Source organism: Collimonas fungivorans (assembly GCF_001584145.1).
GTDB classification, from domain to species: Bacteria; Pseudomonadota; Gammaproteobacteria; order Burkholderiales; family Burkholderiaceae_D; genus Collimonas; species Collimonas fungivorans.
In genome coordinates, this window is record NZ_CP013232.1 from 2,108,512 (window position 1) to 2,126,669 (window position 18,158).

Genomic DNA, 18,158 nt, shown 5'->3' on the forward strand with positions numbered 1-18,158 from the left:
TGCGGCGTTTGCCACCGGCCGCCGGATCGCCGGCCGGCTTATCTGCGGGGTTAATCCCGCTATTGGAGTTTTGAGAATGAAAACACGCTTGTTGCGTCCACTACAATTAAGCGCCTTGATTGCGCTCGCCTACGGTTTTGCCGTTCCCGCTGCTTATGCGCAGTCCGCTGCCAAACAAATCAGCGGCGCCATCCATGACGCCCTTGGCCACCCCTTGCCTGACGCCACGGTTGCCTTGAAAGATGCAAGCGGCAACGCCGTCGGCAGCACCCGCAGCGACCAGCAGGGACATTTTGTCTTTAGCGGCATCGCGCCCGGCAGCTATGCGATCAGCGTCGGCAAGCCTTCCTTCCAGTCGGAAAACGGCACGGTGACGGTGGCCGACGAGGCTGGCGCGACTGCCGATATCACGTTGAAAGCCAGCCAGGCCGGCACGGTCACGGCCAGCAATGCGGTGGTGGTCACCGCCGATCGCCTGGATCGCGCCAGGAATGGCATCCAGGTGGAAACCGGCAGCAGCATCTATCGCATCGGCCGCAAGGAAATCGCCGCCATGCCGCAGGGCGAGGACACGGCATTCAATGAAGTCTTGCTGCGCGCGCCCGGCGTGGCCCAGGATTCCTTCGGCCAACTGCACGTGCGCGGCGACCACGCCAACCTGCAATACCGCCTGAACGGCATCATCCTGCCGGAAAGCATTTCCGGTTTCGGCCAGACACTGGACACTCGCTTTGTCGACAGCGTCAGCGTCCTCACCGGCGCCTTGCCGGCGCAATACGGCTACCGCACCGCGGGCGTGGTCGATATCCATACCAAGAACGGCGAGTTGCAGAACGGCGGCAATATCGGCGTGCAGATCGGCAGCAACAACACGCGCCAGGTCAGCGGCGATGTGAGCGGCAGCACTGATTCCTTCAGCTACTATATCAACGGTTCCTTTGAAGCCAACAACCTCGGCATCGAAAATCCTACCGGCGCGTCCAGCGCCTTGCATGACCGCACTTTGCAAAACAAGGCTTTCGGTTATTTCTCTTACCTGCTCGACGCCGATACGCGGGTCAGCCTGATCCTCGGCAATTCGGACGGCCGTTTCCAGATACCCAACAGCGCCGGCCAGACTCCGGGTTTCCAGCTGGACGGCGCGGCCGATTTGCCGTCCGCCGACCTCAACGAACGGCAGCATGAAACCAACCGCTACGGCATCCTTGCCCTGCAAGGAAAAATCGGTTCCGACATCGATTACCAGGTGGCGGCATTCAGCCGTTATTCAAAAGTGCTGTTCGAGCCGGACCAGGCGGGCGACCTGTTGTATACCGGCGTCGCCTCGCGGGTGTTGCGTACCGGCCTGGCGAACGGCCTGCAGGCTGACGGCAGTTACCGCCTGAACGCCAGCCATACGCTGCGCGCCGGCATCAACTACACCCGCGAGAACTTGAAGAACAGCGACAACTCGCTGACTTTCCCTGCGGACGACAGCGGCGCGCAGCTGTCGACGCAGCCGATCGCGCTGGCCGACAGCAGCCAGAAGACGACCAACCAGACCGGCATCTATCTGCAGGACGAATGGAAACTGAGCGATAAAGTGACCTTGAATTACGGCGCCCGCGCCGACTGGGTGAATGCCTATGTCAGCGCCAGCCAGTTCAGTCCGCGCATCGGCGTGGTGTACCAGATGACGCCGCAGACTACCTTCCATGCCGGTTATGCCAGGTACTTCACGCCGCCCGCCAGCGAACTGATCGGTTCGAACACCATCGCCAGCTTCAACGGCACCACTAACGCTCCGGCCAACAACCAGAACGACGCGGTGCAGGCCGAGAGTTCGGATTATTACGACCTGGGCGTCAACCACCAGTTGACCGAGCATGTGACGCTGGGGCTGGACGGCTACTACAAGAAGGTCAAGAACATGCTGGACGAAGGGCAGTTCGGTTCGGCCTTGCTGTACACGCCGTTCAACTATGCGCAGGGCAAGGTGTACGGCCTGGAGCTGACGGTTAACTATCACAAGGACAACCTGTCGGCCTACCTGAACCTGGCGCGCTCTACCGCGCTGGGCAAGAACATCGTGTCGAGCCAGTACAACTTCGGCCAGGATGAACTGAACTACATCTCCAGCAACTGGGTGCACCTGGACCACGATCAAAGCATTACCGCCTCGACCGGGGTTTCCTATCTGTGGCAGGGCACCACGCTGACGGCGGATGCATTGTTCGGCAGCGGCTTGCGCAGCGGTTTCGCCAATACCGAGCATTTGCCGGCGTATACCGAAGTCAACCTGGGCGCCAGCCATACCTTCAACGACAGCCCGATCGGCAAGTTCACCACGCGCCTGAGTGTGATCAACCTGCTCGACAAGGTCTATGAAATTCGCGACGGTTCGGGCATCGGCGTCGGTGCGCCGCAGTTTGGCCAGCGCCGCGCTTTCTACCTGGCCTTGACAAAATCGTTCTGAAGCAAGGGACGGCCATAAGGACGGGAAACTCGCGGGGAGCTTGCTCCCCGTTTTTTTTCGCATATTTCAGGATACGACATGCGTTTCATAATATGAAATTTTAAAATGCGAAGCACCATTTTCATATTTCACTCTCAGGAATTTTATTTCATATCGCAAAAAATGAAAGTTAAGTTATTGAATTTAAACAAAATAAAAATACTTATATGTCTTATATAAGACATTGTTGCCTCGCACAGATAGGCCTACTATTTAGTCATCGGATTTGATTTTACTTTTTGTTTTTAACAGGAGAACGACGATGACTACACGTGAACAGCAAGTTGCCGCACTGGCCAAGGACTGGGCCGAGAATCCACGCTGGAAGGGCGTTACCCGCAATTATTCTGCAGAAGACGTGGTGCGTCTGCGCGGTTCGGTCCAGATCGAACACACGCTGGCAAAACGCGGCGCCGACAAACTGTGGAAGTTGCTGCACGAAGAGCCATTCGTCAACTCCCTCGGCGCACTGACCGGCAACCAGGCGATGCAGCAAGTCAAGGCAGGCTTGAAAGCGATCTATCTGTCGGGCTGGCAAGTCGCCGGCGACGCCAACCTGGCCGGCGAAATGTATCCCGACCAGTCGCTGTATCCGGCCAACTCGGTGCCGCTGGTGGTCAAGCGCATCAACAATACTTTCCAGCGCGCCGACCAGATCCAATGGTCGGAAGGCAAAAACGATATCGACTTTTTCGCACCTATCGTGGCGGATGCTGAAGCCGGTTTCGGCGGCGTGTTGAATGCCTATGAACTGATGAAATCGATGATCGATGCCGGCGCTGCCGGCGTCCACTTCGAAGACCAGCTGGCTTCGGTCAAGAAATGCGGCCACATGGGCGGCAAGGTGCTGGTGCCGAGCCGGGAAGCGGTTGAAAAGCTGAACGCGGCGCGCCTTGCGGCTGACGTTTCCGGCACTTCGACCCTGGTGATCGCACGCACCGATGCGGAAGCGGCCGACCTGCTGACTTCCGACGTCGATGAAAACGACAAGCCGTTCCTGACCGGCGAGCGCACCGTCGAAGGTTTCTACAAGACTCGCCCAGGCATCGAGCAGGCTATCTCGCGCGCATTGGCTTATTCGCCGTACGCCGACCTGGTGTGGTGCGAAACCGGCAAGCCGGACCTGGCTTTCGCCAAGAAATTCGCGGAAGCGGTGCATGCCAAGTTCCCAGGCAAGATGCTGGCGTATAACTGCTCGCCGTCGTTCAACTGGAAAAAGAACCTGGACGACGCCACTATCGCCAAGTTCCAGAAAGAACTGGGCGCGATGGGCTACAAGTTCCAATTCATCACGCTGGCCGGTTTCCATGCATTGAACTACTCGATGTTCAACCTGGCGCACGGTTATGCCCGCAACCAGATGTCCGCATTCGTCGAACTGCAGGAAGCCGAATTCGCTGCCGCCGACAAGGGCTTCACCGCGGTCAAGCACCAGCGCGAAGTCGGCACCGGTTATTTCGATGCAGTGACCCAGGCGATCCAGCAAGGCCAGTCCTCGACTACCGCTTTGCACGGCTCGACTGAAGATGAACAGTTCTTCGAAGCCAAGGTTGCTTGATTAGATTGATTCAGTAGAACGATCAGGTTTATTGAACGCCGGTCCGCCGGCAGAGTGCGGGTGTTATCTCGCCAGCGCTCCAGAAAGCCGCATCCCACAAGGGTGCGGCTTTTTCATTTGAGCGTTGCTTCAGGCCGGTGGCAAGGGCAGCATGTTGGTCGACTTGATTTCATCCAGACAGACGCTGGAGCGCACGCCGCTGACGCCGCGCATGCGCATCAGCTTTTCCATCAGAAAATCCGACAACTCTTTCAAGTCGTGCGCGGTGACCTTGAGGACATAGTCAAAGTCGCCGGTTACCGAGTAACATTCCAGGATCTGCGGCCATTCGTTGATGGCGTTCTTGAAGCCGGACAAGTCGTTGATATGTCCTTTTTCCATCGAGACATGGACGAAGGCGATCACGAACAAACCCAGGCTGGCTGGATTCAGGCGGGTTTCATAGCGTACGATAAACCCCGCTTCTTCCAGCCGCCGGTGGCGCCGGTGGCACTGAGGAGCCGACAGATTGACTTCCTGTGCCAGCTCCAGGTTGGACACGCGGCCGTTCTGCTGCAGAAAAGTCAACATTTTGCGGTCGATTTGATCGATGTCTATTTTGTGCAATTTATTCTCGATTTACGGGTTTTCTGCGAAATTATATTTCATAACCGGGTAAACATCGGCCTCAAGTCGCAAGCCAATTTTTAGCGTTAAAAGCTATACTTTTTTCAAAATAACATATGGCGCAGCAGGGGAACAGCATAGGTACAACATGATGCATGTTCCTGTTGCAATATAATAACGAAGCCGATTTCCGGCAACCAAACTGACTCATTTGGAGACAAAGTCATGAAATTTCCTTTCTTGCGTTCCGCTATTGCATCCATAGTCTTGCTTAGCCTGGCGGGCGTATCCGCCTCCGCTGCCTATGCTGCCGATAAAACAGTAGTGGTGACGGCCATCGTTGAACATCCGGCGCTCGACGCTGTGCGCGACGGCGTCAAGGACGAGTTGAAGGCGGCCGGCTATGAAGCCGGCAAGAATCTGAAGTTCGAATACCAGAGCGCGCAAGGCAACAACGCTACGGCGTCGCAGATCGCCCGTAAATATGCCGGCAGCCAGCCGGATGTCGCGGTCGCGATCGCCACCCCGTCGGCCCAGGCGCTGGTGGCCGCCACCAAGACCGTGCCTATCGTGTACGCCGCGGTGACCGATCCGGTCGCGGCCAAGCTGGTGAAGAGCTGGGATGCGTCCGGCACCAATGTCACCGGCGTTTCCGACATGTCGCCGCTGGACAAGCAGATCGAGCTGATCCGCAAGGTGGCGCCGAAAGCCAAGCGCATCGGCGTGATCTACAGCCCGGGCGAAGCGAATTCGGTATCCATCGTCGAATCGCTCAAGAAGCTGCTGGCCGGCACCGACCTGACCCTGGTCGAAGGCGCCGCCGCCCGCACCATCGATGTGCCTAGCGCTGCGCAAAGCCTGGTCGGCAAGGTCGACGTCATCTATGCACCTACCGACAACAACGTCATGTCAGCCTTCGAAGGCATCGTCAAGGTGGCGGAACAGGCCAAGCTGCCTGTGGTCGCCGCCGACACCGGCGCCGTGAAACGCGGCGCGGCCGCCGCCATCGGCCTCAACTATTACGACCTCGGGCGCCAGACCGGCAAGATCGTGGTGCGCATCCTGAAGGGCGAAGCCGCCGGCAAGATCGCTTCGCAAACCAGCACGACATTCGAACTCTACGTCAATCCTAAAGCTGCGCTGAAACAAGGCCTGACCTTGCCGGCTGACCTGGTCAAGTCGGCCAAGGTAGTCGAACAATAAGATGCGCGCGGATGGCCGCAACGGCCATCAGTCTGCGCATTGTTGGTGATTGATTGTTGGTGATTGTCTTGTTGGTGAACCGCCTGCCGCCTTGCCGGCAGGGCGGTCCCGAGCTTATTGAAGGAAGTTTATGTCGCTCATCGCTTCGCTAGGCGCCATTGAGATCGGCCTGATTTTTGGCCTGGTCGCGCTTGGCGTGTTCTTGTCTTTCCGTGTCGTCAATTTTCCCGACCTGACGGTCGACGGCAGTTTTCCCCTCGGTGGTGCAGTTGCCGCTACCCTGATTGTCTCCGGCTGGAATCCTTTCCTTGCCACTTTCATTGCACTGCTGGCAGGCGGACTGGCGGGCTGCGTGACGGCCTGCCTGAATGTATACCTGAAGATCATGCAATTGCTGGCCAGCATCCTGGTGATGATCGCGTTGTATTCGGTCAACCTGCGCATCATGGGCAAACCCAACGTGGCGCTGATCAGCGAGCCGACGGTGTTCAGCATGACCAGCATCGGCGGCCTGTCGGACTACTGGGTGCAGCCATTGGTGATGCTGGTGATCGTGCTGATCGCCAAGCTCTTGCTGGATGCCTTTTTTGCTTCCGAAACTGGCCTGTCGATGCGCGCCACCGGCGCCAATGCGCGCATGGCGCGCGCCCAGGGCATTTCCACCAACCGGCAAACGGTGTGGGGCCTGGCGATTTCCAATGCGCTGGTAGCGCTGGCCGGCGCCTTGTTTGTGCAGACCCAGGGCGGCGCCGATATCTCGATGGGCATCGGCACCATCGTGATCGGCCTGGCAGCAGTGATCATCGGTGAAACCGTGCTGCCGGCGCGCAGCCTGGTAGTGACCACGGCGGCCTGTATTTTCGGCGCGGTGCTGTATCGCTTTTTCATTGCGCTGGCGCTGGACATGGATTTTATTGGCCTCAAGGCGCAGGACCTGAATCTGGTCACGGCGCTGTTGGTCGGCCTGGCGCTGCTGATTCCCAATTTCAAGCGCAGTTACAGGCGCATGCGTGGCAATGGAAAAACCAAGCCTTCCGCCAGTATCAACAATGGCCTGGCAGCGCGCAAAGGGGAAAACTGATGTTGAAACTCGATAACCTGGAAATCACTTTCAATCCCGATACGCCGATCGAAAACAAGGTCTTGCGCGGTCTGTCGCTGGAAATTCCTTCTGGCCAGTTTGTCACCGTGATCGGCTCCAACGGCGCCGGCAAATCGACCATGCTGAATGCAGTCTGCGGCGACCTGATGGTCGACAGCGGCAGCATCACCATCGACGGCACCGACGCCACCCGCCGTTCCAGCTGGCAGCGCGCCGACCTGGTGGCGCGCGTATTCCAGGATCCGATGGCAGGCACCTGCGAGAGCCTGACGATTGAAGAAAACATGGCGCTGGCCTGGAAGCGCGGCAGCCCGCGCGGCCTGCGTTTTTCCCTGAACCGCAACCTGCGCGCGCTGTTCCGCGAAAAGCTCAGCATCCTCGGCCTGGGCCTGGAAAACCGCCTGTCCGACCGCATGGGCCTGCTGTCCGGCGGCCAGCGCCAGGCGGTCAGCCTGCTGATGGCTTCGCTGCGGCCGTCGCGCATCCTGCTGCTGGATGAGCATACCGCCGCGCTGGATCCGAAGACGGCAGCCTTCATCTTGTCGTTGACGGCCAAGATCGTCGAATCGAGCAAGCTGACGGCCATGATGGTCACCCACAGCATGCGGCAGGCGCTGGATTACGGCACGCGCACGGTGATGCTGCACGAAGGCAAAGTCATCCTGGATGTGCACGGCGAACAGCGCCGCGGCCTGGATGTGCCGGATCTGCTGCGGATGTTTGAAACCACGCGCGGCGAAAAAATCGATGACGACAAGCTGCTGCTGGGTTAATTGCGTAGATAGCGGCAGGGTCGTCGTAACCAAGGAAATCTGAAGGAGCAGCATGAAGGCTTTACTCAACGCGTTTGAAAGCAGGGCGCCGGAAATCGTCTTTGAATGGCATGACGCGGAGACCCCGGCGCGCGGCTGGATCGTGATCAATTCGCTGCGCGGCGGCGCGGCGGGCGGCGGCACCCGCATGCGCAGCGGCCTGGACCGGCGCGAAGTGGAATCGCTGGCGAAGACCATGGAAGTCAAGTTCACCGTCTCCGGCCCGGCCATCGGCGGCGCCAAGTCGGGCATCGATTTCGATCCTGCCGATCCGCGCAAGGATGGCGTGCTGCGGCGCTGGTACAAGGCGGTCACGCCTTTGCTGAAAACCTATTACGGCACCGGCGGCGACCTGAATGTCGACGAAGTCCATGAAGTGATTCCGATGACCGAGAGCTACGGCCTGTGGCATCCGCAGGAAGGCATCGTCAACGGCCATTTCCAGCCTAGCGACAGCGCCCGCATCCAGAAAGTCGGGCAGTTGCGCATGGGCGTGGCCAAGGTAGTGGAAGATGCGCGTTACACGCCAGCCGCCAGCCGCAAACACCTGGTGGCGGACCTGATCACAGGCTGGGGCGTGGCCGAATCTGTGTTGCACTACTACCGCCTGTATGGCGGCAGCGTCGCAGGCAAGCGCGTGATCGTGCAGGGCTGGGGCAATGTCGGTTCGACCGCGGCGTACTACCTGTCCAAGGCTGGCGCGCGTGTAGTCGGCATCATCGACCGCAACGGCGGCCTGGTGAAAGCCGAAGGCTACAGCCACGAAGAAGTGCATGCCTTGTTCCTGACCAAGCAGGGCAACCAGCTGATTGCCGGCGACATGCTGTCGTTCGATGCCTGCAATGCGGCGATCTGGAGCGTAGGCGCGGACATTTTCCTGCCTTGCGCCGGCTCGCGCCTGGTGCGGCAGGAACAGGTCGACCAGATGGTCGCCCACGGCCTGGAAGTGGTCGCCAGCGGCGCCAACGTGCCGTTTGCCGACAGCGATATTTTCTACGGCCCGATCTATGAATACGCCGACACCAAGGTCGCAGTGATCCCGGATTTCGTCGCCAACTGCGGCATGGCGCGAGCCTTTGCGTTCCTGATGCAAAGCGAGGTGGAAATTTCCGATGAAGCCATCTTCGGCGACGTTTCGGCCACCGTCGCCGCGGCGCTGGAAAAATGCCACGGCCGTTCGGCCAGCCGTACGGGCATCGCCAAAGTCGCTTTTGAAATCGCCTTGCAACAACTGATTACGCCAGAAACCTCGGAATCTGCCGCTACCCGCGGCTGATCCGTTTTGATCCAGTCCACCAGACTTTATTTGCAGGAGTACATCATGTCCGATCTGTTTGAAAACCCCATGGGCCTGTGCGGCTTTGAATTTGTCGAGTTCGCCTCGCCGACCCCGAATGTGCTGGAGCCGGCATTCGAAGCCATGGGCTTCTCCAAGGTGGCGCGCCACCGCTCCAAGGATGTGACCCTGTATCGCCAGGGCGATATCAATTTCATCATCAATTACGAGCCCAAGAGCCCAGCCTATTATTTCGCCAAAGAGCATGGCCCGTCCGCTTGCGGCATGGCGTTCCGCGTCAATGACGCACACCTGGCGTACCAGCGCGCGCTGGAGCGCGGCGCCGAGCCGATGGAAATCAACACCGGCGTGATGGAATTGCGTTTGCCGGCGATCAAGGGCATCGGCGGCGCGCCGCTGTATCTGATCGATCGTTTCACTCCCGGGAAGTCAATCTATGACATCGATTTCGAATTCATCGAAGGCGCGGAGCGCAACCCTGTCGGCGCCGGCCTGAAAACCATCGACCACCTGACCCACAATGTATACCGCGGCCGCATGGCGCACTGGGCGGCGTTCTACGAGCGACTGTTCAATTTCCGCGAAGTCCGTTATTTCGACATCAAGGGCGAGTACACCGGCCTGACTTCCAAGGCGATGAGCGCGCCGGACGGCAAGATCCGCATTCCCCTGAATGAAGAGTCGTCCAAAGGTTCGGGCCAGATCGAAGAGTTCCTGATGCAGTTCAACGGCGAAGGGATACAGCATATTGCTTTGCAAACTGATAACCTGGTGCAGACATGGGACGCCTTGAAGAAGATGGGCACGCCATTCATGACAGCGCCGCCGGCTACCTACTACGAAATGCTGGAAGGGCGCCTGCCAAACCACGGCGAGCCGACCGCCGAGCTGCAGATGCGCGGCATCCTGCTGGACGGTGTCTCGAACCAGGATGGCCAGCGCCTGCTGCTGCAGATTTTCTCGGCCACCACTTTGGGTCCGGTGTTTTTCGAATTCATCCAGCGCAAAGGCGACGAAGGCTTCGGTGAAGGCAATTTCAAGGCGCTGTTCGAGTCCATCGAGCGCGACCAGATACGTCGTGGCGTACTGAAATCCGAATAAACTTAGTTGGATTTTAGCAACAACTTGTTTTGGGGGAAAGTTGTGCTGATATGATGTCTGCTCAGCTTTACCCCGGCAACGCTGAAATGGCAGCGTGAGGTAGCAGCAGTGGCGGTAAAGCGATGGCGGGGCGACGTGGGAGCAGGCGTCGCCAGGCCGTCGAATAAAATCTAAAAAATGTTTAACTTACGGAGAGATGCATGAAAAAATATTCCTTGATGCTGGTAGCAGCAGGTTTGGCCAGCGGGAGCGCGATGGCCCAGACTAATGTCACGATCTACGGCATTGTCGACACCAGCATCCGTTATCTCAGCAGCGATAACGCAGCCGGGCAAAAAAACTTTGTCATCACGAATGGTGCGATCTCGAACAGCCGTATCGGTTTCAAGGGTACTGAAGACCTGGGCGGCGGCCTGAAAGCTATTTTCCGCCTGGAGAATGGCTTCAATTCCGATACCGGCAGCATGTCCAGCGCCAATACTCTGTTCAGCCGTCAATCCTACGTCGGCCTGAGTGGTTCTTTCGGCACGGTCACCCTGGGTCGCCAGCAAACTCCGCTGTTTGACCTGATGGCGGACCATTTCGATCCGCTGACCGTCGGCAACTACGACCAGAATGCCTGGATGCCGGCCGGCGCCACCCTGATCCGCAATTCGAACATGCTGAAGTACTACGGCACTTTCGGCGGTCTCGCTGCAGGCATCAGCTATGCTGCCGGCGAGAAGGCCGGATCGGTCAAGCTGGGCAGCCAGATCGGCGGCACCCTGGCCTACACCGCCGGCCCGTTTGCCATCGGCGGCGGCTTCCAGCAAACTGTCAGCCCGACCAATTCGGACTGGAAAGACACTGCCTACAACCTGAGCCTGTCCTACACGCTGGGCGCGGCCAAGCTGTTCGGCGGCTACTATCGCATCAAGGACAGCACCGGCACGACCCCGGCATATTTCGGCGTCACCAACAGCGCGGCTTCGATCAATGGCGGCATCGGCGGCGTCGAGCGCAAGGACGATGCTTACTTCCTGGGTGCGACCTACCAGGCAACTCCAGCCTGGTCCCTGACCGCGGCCGGCTACTATGACAAGAGCAAGAACGTTACGGTCGCCACCTTGGGCAACCTGGGCGACGGCACCCGTTACGCGCTGGTCGGCGTGGCGGAATATGCTTTGTCCAAGCGCACTCAGGTCTATGGTACGGTCGACTACAACAAGGCCAAGAACGCGGCCTTGTCGGAACTGGTTGGCAAGGATAGCGTGACCGGCGTTGCGGTCGGCATCCGTCACATTTTCTAAATAAAGAAACCCGGTGATAAAAAGCGCAGCTTCGGCTGCGCTTTTTTTTATACCCTGGCCGGCGGCGCGATCATGCCGTCGCGGATCTCGAAGATCTCGTCGCCCAGCAAGGCCAGGTCGGCAGGGTCGTGGGTGATCACCATCATCGGCACGTTCAGCTGCTTTTGCAGCTCGGACAGTTCACGCCGCATGCGGTCGCGCAAGCTCAGGTCGAGTGCGGAAAACGGTTCGTCCAGCAGCAGGATGTCAGGCTCCAATGCCAGCGCCCTGGCCAAGGCCACACGTTGCCGCTGGCCGCCCGACAACTGGTGCGGATAACTGTTGGCGGCTGCGCTCAGTTCGAACGAGGCCAGCCATTTCTTGACGACCGGATGGTCGTGCGGGCGGCGCAGGTTGAAGCAGCCCGGGCGCAGGCCGAAAGCCACATTCTGCGCCACGGTAAGGTGCGGGAACAAGGCATAGTCCTGGAACAGGTAGGCGACCTTGCGCCGCTGCGGCGGCAGGCAAATGCCGCCGGCGCTGTCGAACAAGGTGTTTTGCTTGAGGCGGATCATGCCTTCATCTGGCGTCAGCAAACCGGCGATCGCCTGCAAGGTCAGGCTCTTGCCGGCGCCGGACGGGCCGTACAGCACCACCCGGTCGCTTTCGGTTTGCAGCGCGATATCGAGATTGAAGCCGCGGTCGTCGGCCTGCAGATGCTTGCGTATGCTGATCTCGATGGTCATGGTGAATTCGTCATGTCTGCCTGCGCTGAGGGCTTTTCGGCAACAGGCGGCCGGCGATCAGCAGCACCACGATACAAGTGGCGGAAGTGATCAGCACCAGCAGGTTGGCGGTCTGGTCGTCGCCAGCCTGCACCGCTTCATAAATGGCGACCGACAAGGTCTGGGTACGGCCAGGCAGGTTGCCGGCGATCATCAGGGTGGCGCCGAATTCCCCGAGCGCGCGCGCAAATGCCAGCAGTACACCTGCCGCGATGCCCTTGGAGGCGAGCGGCAAGGTGACGCGGAAGAACACGCCGGCTTCCGACACGCCCAGCACACGCGCGGCGTTTTCCAGTTGCACGTCGACATTCTCGAAAGCAGCACGGGCCGACCTGAGCACCAGCGGAAAGGCGACGATGGTGGCGGCGATCACTGCGCCTTGCCAGGTGAATACCAGCTGGATGTCCCATTTTTCCAGCCAGGCGCCGAACACGCCGCGGCGGCCCAGCAGCACCAGCAGGTAATAGCCGAGCACGGTCGGCGGCAGCACCAGCGGCAGGGTCAGGATGGCGTCGACCAGGTCGCGCGCCGGCGAGCGCCAGCGCGATAAGCCATAGGCGGCAGCGACGCCAAACAGCATGTTGAGCAGGGTGGCCCAGCCTGCTACTTTCAACGACAGCAGCAGTGCAACCCAGACACCGCTGTTCATGGCTTCTGCTTTCTATTCACTACTAACCTTTACCGCTGTCAGGGGAGCTTGACGATAACACCCTGTCATCAGGGTTTCAAGAAACCGTAGCGCGCCAGCGTGGCCTGGCCGGCCGGCGACAGTACATAGGCGACGAACTTGGCAGCCATATCGGCCTGCCTGGTGTTACTGGTGACAGCGATCGGATAACTGACCGCGGTTTGCGACGGCACCTGCAATGCGACCTTGACCTTGTCCGGCATGATCGCGGCGTCGGTGGAGAACACAAAACCGGCGTCGACTTCGCCGCGCGCCACATAGTCCAGGCTCTGGCGTACGTTTTGCGCCGGCACGCCCTTGGCGGCAACCACGTCCCACAGGTTGGCGTGCTCCAGCGCGGCCTTGGTGTAGCGGCCGACCGGCACCGAAGCAGGATTGCCGTAGGCGACGCGCTTGACCGCCGGCTGCGCCAAGTCCTGCAATTGCTGTATGCGCAGCTGGCTGTCGGCCGGCACGATCAGCACGATCTGGTTATTCGCAAAATTCTTGCGGCTGGCGGCCAGCACGGCCTTTTCGGCTTCGGCCTTGTTCATGGCTTCCTGGTCGGCCGAAGCGAAGACGTCGGCCGGCGCGCCTTTGATGATCTGCTGCAGCAAGACATCGGAGGCGGCAAAGTTGAGAATCACCTTGGTGTTGGGGTTTTGCGCTTCAAACGCCTGGCCGAGGTCCTTGAAGGCATTGGTCAGGCTGGCGGCTGCCGAGACCACCAGGTCGGCCGCATGGACTGCCGGCGTCGATAGCAACAGCAGCAACAGAGGCAGGGCGCTGGCAAGGATCAGGCGTTTAAGACGGCGCAACATGGAATATCTCCTGAGTGGTGGGTGGCAAGCGGGTGGCAAAATCGGGCAACATCGAAATATATGGCAGGATATAGCGTAGGTCAACTCGCAGTGTAACTTTCCAACACGGAGTCAGTGCTAAATCTTGCCGGCATGGCGAATATGCCAACAAAATACCTGATTTGCCGCCTGCCTCCTTGCTACAATCCCGCATATGGCAAATTCCAAATCGGTTCGGCTCAGAGTGTTGCAGGGCGATGCAATCGCCTTCGGTCCAGGCAAGGCAGCGCTGCTGCTGGCCATCCATCAAAGCGGTTCGATTTCCGCAGCGGCACGTTCGCTGGGCATGTCATATCGCCGCGCCTGGCTGCTGGTCGAAGCGATGAACCAATGCTTCCAGTCGCCGCTGGTGGCGACTGCGACCGGCGGCGCCAAAGGCGGCGGCGCGCAGGTGACGCCGATAGGGCACGAAATCATGGCGCGCTACCAGGCCATGCAAAACAAGGCGGAAGCAGCGGTTGGCACGGATATGGCGTACTTCGACGCACTGATGGCGGCGCCAGACAATCCTGCCGGCGCTTGAAACGCTAGTATTCCAGTCACATAACCAATCAAATAAGCTCGCCACCACACACCATGCCCTCAAGCAGCACTGTACGTAGCACCGCAGGTAGCACGCTTTTAAGATACCGGATCCGCCTGCAACGCCTGTTCCATTTTTCCGAAAGCCATTCGATGCTGCTGTGGGCAGCTGTGGTCGGCTTCCTGGGTGCGCTGGCGACGGTGCTGTTCCGCGAGTGCATCTATGGCTTGCAGCAGCTGCTGACCGGGCACAGCGGCAGTTTTGTCGCCATGGCCAAGAGCTTGTCGTGGCCGATGCGTTTGCTGCTGCCGGCTGCCGGTGGTCTGCTGGCCGGGGCGATCCTGGTGCTGGCGAAGCGCGTGCCGTCCAGCGCTACCTCGGATTACATGGAAGCGGTGGCGATCGGCGACGGCAACATCCCGGTGCGGCAGAGCCTGCTGCGCAGCCTGTCTTCGCTGGCGACAGTGGTCTCCGGCGGGTCGATCGGGCGTGAAGGGCCGATGGTGCAGCTGGCGGCGCTGGCGGCATCGCTGGTAGGCCGCTTCACTCATTTCAGCCCAGCCCGCTTGCGCCTGCTGGTGGCATGCGGCGCGGCGGCCGGCATCACCTCGGCCTACAACGCACCGATTGCCGGCGCTTTTTTCGTCACCGAAATCGTGCTGGGCGCGATCGTCATGGAAAGCTTCGGGCCGGTGGTGGTGGCCTCGGTGGTCGCCAACATCACCATGCGCGAGCTGCCCGGCTACCATCCGGCTTACGAGATGCCGCCGTTCCCGCCGGTCGCCGGCATCGAGATCCTGTGGTTTGTGCTGTTGGGCATCATGGCCGGCGTCGCCGCGCCGCAATTCCTGCGCTTGCTGGCGTTCTCCAAGAAGATGTTTACCCGGACCGCCTTGCCGCTGCCGCTAAGGCTGGGACTGGGCGGCTTGCTGGTGGGCCTGATTTCGGTCTGGATGCCCGAAGTCTGGGGCAACGGCTACAGCGTGGTCAATTCGCTGCTGCATACGCCCTGGCTGTGGTGGAGCGTCTTGCTGGTGCTGGTGCTGAAGGTATTGGCCACCGCCATCACCACCGGTTCAGGCGCGGTCGGCGGCATCTTCACGCCGACCTTGTTTGTCGGCGCCGCCATCGGTTATCTGTTCGGGCAACTGATGCATATCATCCTGCCGGACCTTACTTCGGCGCCATTCGCCTACGCCATGGTGGGCATGGGTGCTTTCCTGGCGGCGGCCACCAGCGCGCCGCTGATGGCGATCCTGATGATTTTCGAGATGACGCTGAGCTACCAGGTGGTGCTGCCGCTGATGCTGTCCTGCGTGGTGGCTTATTTCATCGCGCGCAGCATCAACGGCGCTTCCATGTACGACATCACGATCAAGCGCAATCGCGATGCGCAGGAACGGGTGCGCCTGCGCGGCATCCACATGAACGAACTGATCCGGCCGGCCGATACCGTGCTGCCGCTGACTGCGCCGTTTGCTGAAATCAGCGGCCTGTTCCTGAAATATCCGGTGAAATACATCTATATTGTCGACCAGCGCAATCGCTATTGCGGCGTGGTGGCCCTGCAGGACATTACCTCCTGCCTGCTGGAGAAGAGCGAAACGCAGGGGAAGGTGGCCGCCGATTTCGTGCGACGTGAGTTCCTGCACGTGGTGACGCCCGAGATGTCGCTGGGCGACGCCTTGCAATCCTTCCTCGACCACCAGGGCGAACGGCTGCCGGTGGTGCGTAGCCATGAAGATCCGGAGCTGCTGGGCGCGGTCTACAAGACATCCTTGCTGGATGCCTATTTCAGGCTGGACCGGTCGCAGGAACTGCATGCCTGAATCATGTTGTCGAGACAATATTTTACATAAATTTAGCTCTAATTTAGTACACAAGCGCTGCGCGCAGCCGGAGTTTGCTCTATATTGGACAGCGGGTCACCGGCTTGGCAGCCGCCCTGCAAACAATATCAACTCTTAGGAGCAGCAATGGGAATTCTGTGGACAATCATCGTAGGTTTCGTAGTCGGAGTGATTGCTAAATTTCTTCATCCGGGGAAGGAGAACATGGGTCTTATCGTGACTACCTTGCTAGGTATTGCCGGTTCGTTTTTGGCTGGATACATCGGCCAGGCCCTGGGCTGGTACCAAGCCGGCCAGGGCGCGGGTTTTATCGGCTCGATCGTCGGCGCTCTGATCCTGTTGCTGATCTACGGCTTTGTCAAAGGCAAGGCGGCCAGCTGATGCTGGACGCCCTGCGTGGCCGTCTGCCTGGACGCAAGATGCCGTCCAGGCAGACGGAACTGGTCCTGATTCCCGCTACCGAGCACGCGCTGCACGCGGTGCGTCACCGTTGCCGCCAGATGGTAGCGAAGCGGGCCTTGCTGTCGGCCGGGGCTTCGGCGCTGCCGGTGATGGGCGTCGATATCGCGGTCGACATCCACCTGCTGTCGCGCCTGATCGAAGACATCAACGCCGAGTTCGGCCTGACGCCGCAGCAGATCGACAAACTCCAGCCGAAACTCAAGGTGGCGACCTACAGCACCATCGTCGGCCTCGGCAGCACGCTGATAGGGCGGGCGGTGACGCGTGAACTGATGCTGAAAATCCTTACCCGCAGCGGCGTCAAGGTGCTCTCCAAGAATGCCACCCGGCTGGTGCCTATCGCCGGCCAGATGGTGTCGGCGGCGATCGGCTTCTCAGCCTTCCGGGCCATAGGCAACCGCCACATCGAAGCCTGCGTCGCGGTGGCGGAAGAGATGCTGAAAATGCAATCTTCTATCGAATAGCTTTTTCTTATCGATTGCCGCGATGGTAGAATGCGGGTCGTTTGCGCACGGGCGCCATGTGCCGCGCAGCTCCCGAGCCATCTACACCATACCTTTACACAGCAGCCGAGCGGCGCTTTGATGTAGAGTGTGGCAACACACTTCACCACGATAGAGTTTCCTATGTTGAGTTACCGCCATGCCTTCCATGCGGGCAATCATGCCGACGTGCTGAAGCACTTGGTCACCATCCAGCTGTTGCGCTACCTGGGCCAGAAAGACACCTCCTACATGGTGATCGACACCCATGCCGGCGCCGGCGTGTATGCGCTGGACGGCGGTTATGCGTCGAAAAACGCCGAATTCGAGACTGGCATCAGCCGCCTCTGGGACCGCAAGGACCTGCCGCCGGCGGTGGCGGAATATGTGCACGTGGTGCGGCAGCTGAACCCGGACGGCAAGCTGAAGTTCTATCCCGGTTCGCCGTATTGCGCCGACGCCATCATGCGCGAGCAGGATCGCTTGCGCCTGTTCGAGCTGCATCCGAGCGACAGCAAGATCCTGACCGACAACTTCCGCCGCCTGGAAGCGGAACGCGAGCGCAGCAATAGCCGCGGCAAGCGCGTCATGATCCAACAGGGCGACGGTTTCCTCGGCCTGAAATCCTTGCTGCCGCCGCCCTCGCGGCGCGGCCTGGTCCTGATCGATCCGCCGTATGAAGTGAAAGAGGATTACCGCCACGTCAAGAACACCATAGAAGATGCGCTCACGCGTTTCTCCACCGGTACTTACGCCGTCTGGTATCCGCTGCTGAACCGCATGGAATCACGCCAGATGCCGGACAAGCTGAAGCGCATGAAGGCGAACGGCTGGCTGAACGTCACGCTGACGGTGAAGACGCCGTCGCCGGACGGCTTCGGCCTGCACAGCAGCGGCATGTTCGTGATCAACCCGCCATGGACGCTGGAGCCGATGCTGAAGGAACTGATGCCCTACCTGGTGAAAGTGCTGGGCACCGATTCCGGCGCCGGCTTTACCCTCGAATCGGGGCAGACCAAGGCGGTGGATACCGGCACCCGGCGGGTATAAGGACTGGCAGCGCAGATTTTGGTTTTAGACTGGCAATA

The 18,158-nt window shown here is 59.8% G+C and carries 17 protein-coding genes; 13 read left to right on the plus strand and 4 right to left on the minus strand.

Annotation, left to right across the window (positions count from 1 at the left end; translation table 11 throughout):
- The first annotated feature begins 76 nt into the window (after positions 1-76).
- Together CFter6_RS09045 and aceA are read left to right on the plus strand one after the other, a co-directional pair.
- The gene (locus CFter6_RS09045; protein WP_236904588.1) at positions 77-2,455 is read left to right on the plus strand and encodes a TonB-dependent receptor; all 2,379 of its coding nucleotides are present in this window, start codon (positions 77-79) and stop codon (positions 2,453-2,455) included.
- 301 nt (positions 2,456-2,756) lie between these two features.
- Entirely contained in the window at positions 2,757-4,052 is a 1,296-nt protein-coding gene (gene aceA, locus CFter6_RS09050) for an isocitrate lyase (RefSeq protein ID WP_014005539.1), read from the plus strand.
- Positions 4,053-4,181: 129 nt separating this feature from the next.
- Here aceA and CFter6_RS09055 read toward each other — a convergent pair whose 3' ends face one another.
- Positions 4,182-4,658 carry an Lrp/AsnC family transcriptional regulator gene (locus CFter6_RS09055; RefSeq protein WP_082814673.1) on the minus strand — a complete coding sequence of 159 codons (477 nt, stop codon included), beginning with the start codon at positions 4,656-4,658 and terminating at the stop codon, positions 4,182-4,184.
- 225 nt (positions 4,659-4,883) lie between these two features.
- Between CFter6_RS09055 and CFter6_RS09060 the strand changes: the two genes are divergently transcribed.
- From CFter6_RS09060 to CFter6_RS09085, 6 genes are all read left to right on the plus strand, one after another.
- Complete coding sequence (locus CFter6_RS09060) at positions 4,884-5,861, plus strand: ABC transporter substrate-binding protein (protein WP_061539653.1); 978 nt, start codon at positions 4,884-4,886, stop codon at positions 5,859-5,861.
- Between the two features lie 130 nt (positions 5,862-5,991).
- The gene (locus tag CFter6_RS09065) at positions 5,992-6,942 is read left to right on the plus strand and encodes an ABC transporter permease (RefSeq protein ID WP_061539654.1); all 951 of its coding nucleotides are present in this window, start codon (positions 5,992-5,994) and stop codon (positions 6,940-6,942) included.
- Complete coding sequence (locus CFter6_RS09070) at positions 6,942-7,736, plus strand: ABC transporter ATP-binding protein (RefSeq protein ID WP_061539655.1); 795 nt, start codon at positions 6,942-6,944, stop codon at positions 7,734-7,736. Before CFter6_RS09065 ends, CFter6_RS09070 begins: the two co-directional genes overlap by 1 nt.
- 52 nt (positions 7,737-7,788) lie before the next feature.
- Positions 7,789-9,051, plus strand: a complete 1,263-nt coding sequence (locus CFter6_RS09075; RefSeq protein ID WP_061539656.1) for a Glu/Leu/Phe/Val dehydrogenase dimerization domain-containing protein — start codon at positions 7,789-7,791, stop codon at positions 9,049-9,051.
- Between the two features lie 45 nt (positions 9,052-9,096).
- Entirely contained in the window at positions 9,097-10,173 is a 1,077-nt protein-coding gene (hppD, locus tag CFter6_RS09080) for a 4-hydroxyphenylpyruvate dioxygenase (protein WP_061539657.1), read from the plus strand.
- Positions 10,174-10,373: 200 nt separating this feature from the next.
- Entirely contained in the window at positions 10,374-11,462 is a 1,089-nt protein-coding gene (locus tag CFter6_RS09085) for a porin (RefSeq protein ID WP_014005547.1), read from the plus strand.
- A gap of 47 nt (positions 11,463-11,509) precedes the next feature.
- Here the strand turns inward: CFter6_RS09085 and CFter6_RS09090 are convergent, their stop codons facing one another.
- The 3 genes from CFter6_RS09090 to modA form a co-directional block, all read right to left on the minus strand.
- Positions 11,510-12,187, minus strand: coding sequence for an ATP-binding cassette domain-containing protein (locus CFter6_RS09090; RefSeq protein WP_061539658.1), 678 nt, complete (start codon positions 12,185-12,187; stop codon positions 11,510-11,512).
- A gap of 10 nt (positions 12,188-12,197) precedes the next feature.
- Positions 12,198-12,875, minus strand: a complete 678-nt coding sequence (modB, locus tag CFter6_RS09095; RefSeq protein WP_061539659.1) for a molybdate ABC transporter permease subunit — start codon at positions 12,873-12,875, stop codon at positions 12,198-12,200.
- A 68-nt stretch (positions 12,876-12,943) separates the two neighbouring features.
- The gene (gene modA, locus CFter6_RS09100) at positions 12,944-13,714 is read right to left on the minus strand and encodes a molybdate ABC transporter substrate-binding protein (RefSeq protein WP_061539660.1); all 771 of its coding nucleotides are present in this window, start codon (positions 13,712-13,714) and stop codon (positions 12,944-12,946) included.
- A gap of 193 nt (positions 13,715-13,907) precedes the next feature.
- Here modA and CFter6_RS09105 point away from each other — a divergent pair, with 193 nt between their 5' ends.
- From CFter6_RS09105 to CFter6_RS09125, 5 genes are all read left to right on the plus strand, one after another.
- Positions 13,908-14,276 carry a winged helix-turn-helix domain-containing protein gene (locus tag CFter6_RS09105; RefSeq protein WP_061539661.1) on the plus strand — a complete coding sequence of 123 codons (369 nt, stop codon included), beginning with the start codon at positions 13,908-13,910 and terminating at the stop codon, positions 14,274-14,276.
- Positions 14,277-14,329: 53 nt separating this feature from the next.
- The gene (locus tag CFter6_RS09110; RefSeq protein ID WP_061539662.1) at positions 14,330-16,105 is read left to right on the plus strand and encodes a ClcB-like voltage-gated chloride channel protein; all 1,776 of its coding nucleotides are present in this window, start codon (positions 14,330-14,332) and stop codon (positions 16,103-16,105) included.
- Positions 16,106-16,252: 147 nt separating this feature from the next.
- Entirely contained in the window at positions 16,253-16,507 is a 255-nt protein-coding gene (locus CFter6_RS09115) for a GlsB/YeaQ/YmgE family stress response membrane protein (RefSeq protein WP_061539663.1), read from the plus strand.
- Positions 16,507-17,052, plus strand: a complete 546-nt coding sequence (locus tag CFter6_RS09120; RefSeq protein ID WP_061539664.1) for a hypothetical protein — start codon at positions 16,507-16,509, stop codon at positions 17,050-17,052. The genes CFter6_RS09115 and CFter6_RS09120 overlap by 1 nt, the downstream gene beginning before the upstream one ends.
- Before the next feature lie 162 nt (positions 17,053-17,214).
- Entirely contained in the window at positions 17,215-18,120 is a 906-nt protein-coding gene (locus CFter6_RS09125) for a 23S rRNA (adenine(2030)-N(6))-methyltransferase RlmJ (protein ID WP_061539665.1), read from the plus strand.
- The last annotated feature ends 38 nt before the right edge of the window (positions 18,121-18,158 follow it).

Excerpts from the sequence above, each read along its gene's own strand:
- CFter6_RS09045 (WP_236904588.1), top strand. The coding sequence starts at position 77 with ATGAAAACACGCTTGTTGCGTCCACTACAATTAAGCGCCTTGATTGCG.
- aceA (WP_014005539.1), top strand. The coding sequence starts at position 2,757 with ATGACTACACGTGAACAGCAAGTTGCCGCACTGGCCAAGGACTGGGCC.
- CFter6_RS09060 (WP_061539653.1), top strand. The coding sequence starts at position 4,884 with ATGAAATTTCCTTTCTTGCGTTCCGCTATTGCATCCATAGTCTTGCTT.
- CFter6_RS09065 (WP_061539654.1), top strand. The coding sequence starts at position 5,992 with ATGTCGCTCATCGCTTCGCTAGGCGCCATTGAGATCGGCCTGATTTTT.
- CFter6_RS09070 (WP_061539655.1), top strand. The coding sequence starts at position 6,942 with ATGTTGAAACTCGATAACCTGGAAATCACTTTCAATCCCGATACGCCG.
- CFter6_RS09075 (WP_061539656.1), top strand. The coding sequence starts at position 7,789 with ATGAAGGCTTTACTCAACGCGTTTGAAAGCAGGGCGCCGGAAATCGTC.
- hppD (WP_061539657.1), top strand. The coding sequence starts at position 9,097 with ATGTCCGATCTGTTTGAAAACCCCATGGGCCTGTGCGGCTTTGAATTT.
- CFter6_RS09085 (WP_014005547.1), top strand. The coding sequence starts at position 10,374 with ATGAAAAAATATTCCTTGATGCTGGTAGCAGCAGGTTTGGCCAGCGGG.
- CFter6_RS09090 (WP_061539658.1), bottom strand. The coding sequence starts at position 12,187 with ATGACCATCGAGATCAGCATACGCAAGCATCTGCAGGCCGACGACCGC.
- modB (WP_061539659.1), bottom strand. The coding sequence starts at position 12,875 with ATGAACAGCGGTGTCTGGGTTGCACTGCTGCTGTCGTTGAAAGTAGCA.
- modA (WP_061539660.1), bottom strand. The coding sequence starts at position 13,714 with ATGTTGCGCCGTCTTAAACGCCTGATCCTTGCCAGCGCCCTGCCTCTG.
- CFter6_RS09105 (WP_061539661.1), top strand. The coding sequence starts at position 13,908 with ATGGCAAATTCCAAATCGGTTCGGCTCAGAGTGTTGCAGGGCGATGCA.
- CFter6_RS09110 (WP_061539662.1), top strand. The coding sequence starts at position 14,330 with ATGCCCTCAAGCAGCACTGTACGTAGCACCGCAGGTAGCACGCTTTTA.
- CFter6_RS09115 (WP_061539663.1), top strand. The coding sequence starts at position 16,253 with ATGGGAATTCTGTGGACAATCATCGTAGGTTTCGTAGTCGGAGTGATT.
- CFter6_RS09120 (WP_061539664.1), top strand. The coding sequence starts at position 16,507 with ATGCTGGACGCCCTGCGTGGCCGTCTGCCTGGACGCAAGATGCCGTCC.
- CFter6_RS09125 (WP_061539665.1), top strand. The coding sequence starts at position 17,215 with ATGTTGAGTTACCGCCATGCCTTCCATGCGGGCAATCATGCCGACGTG.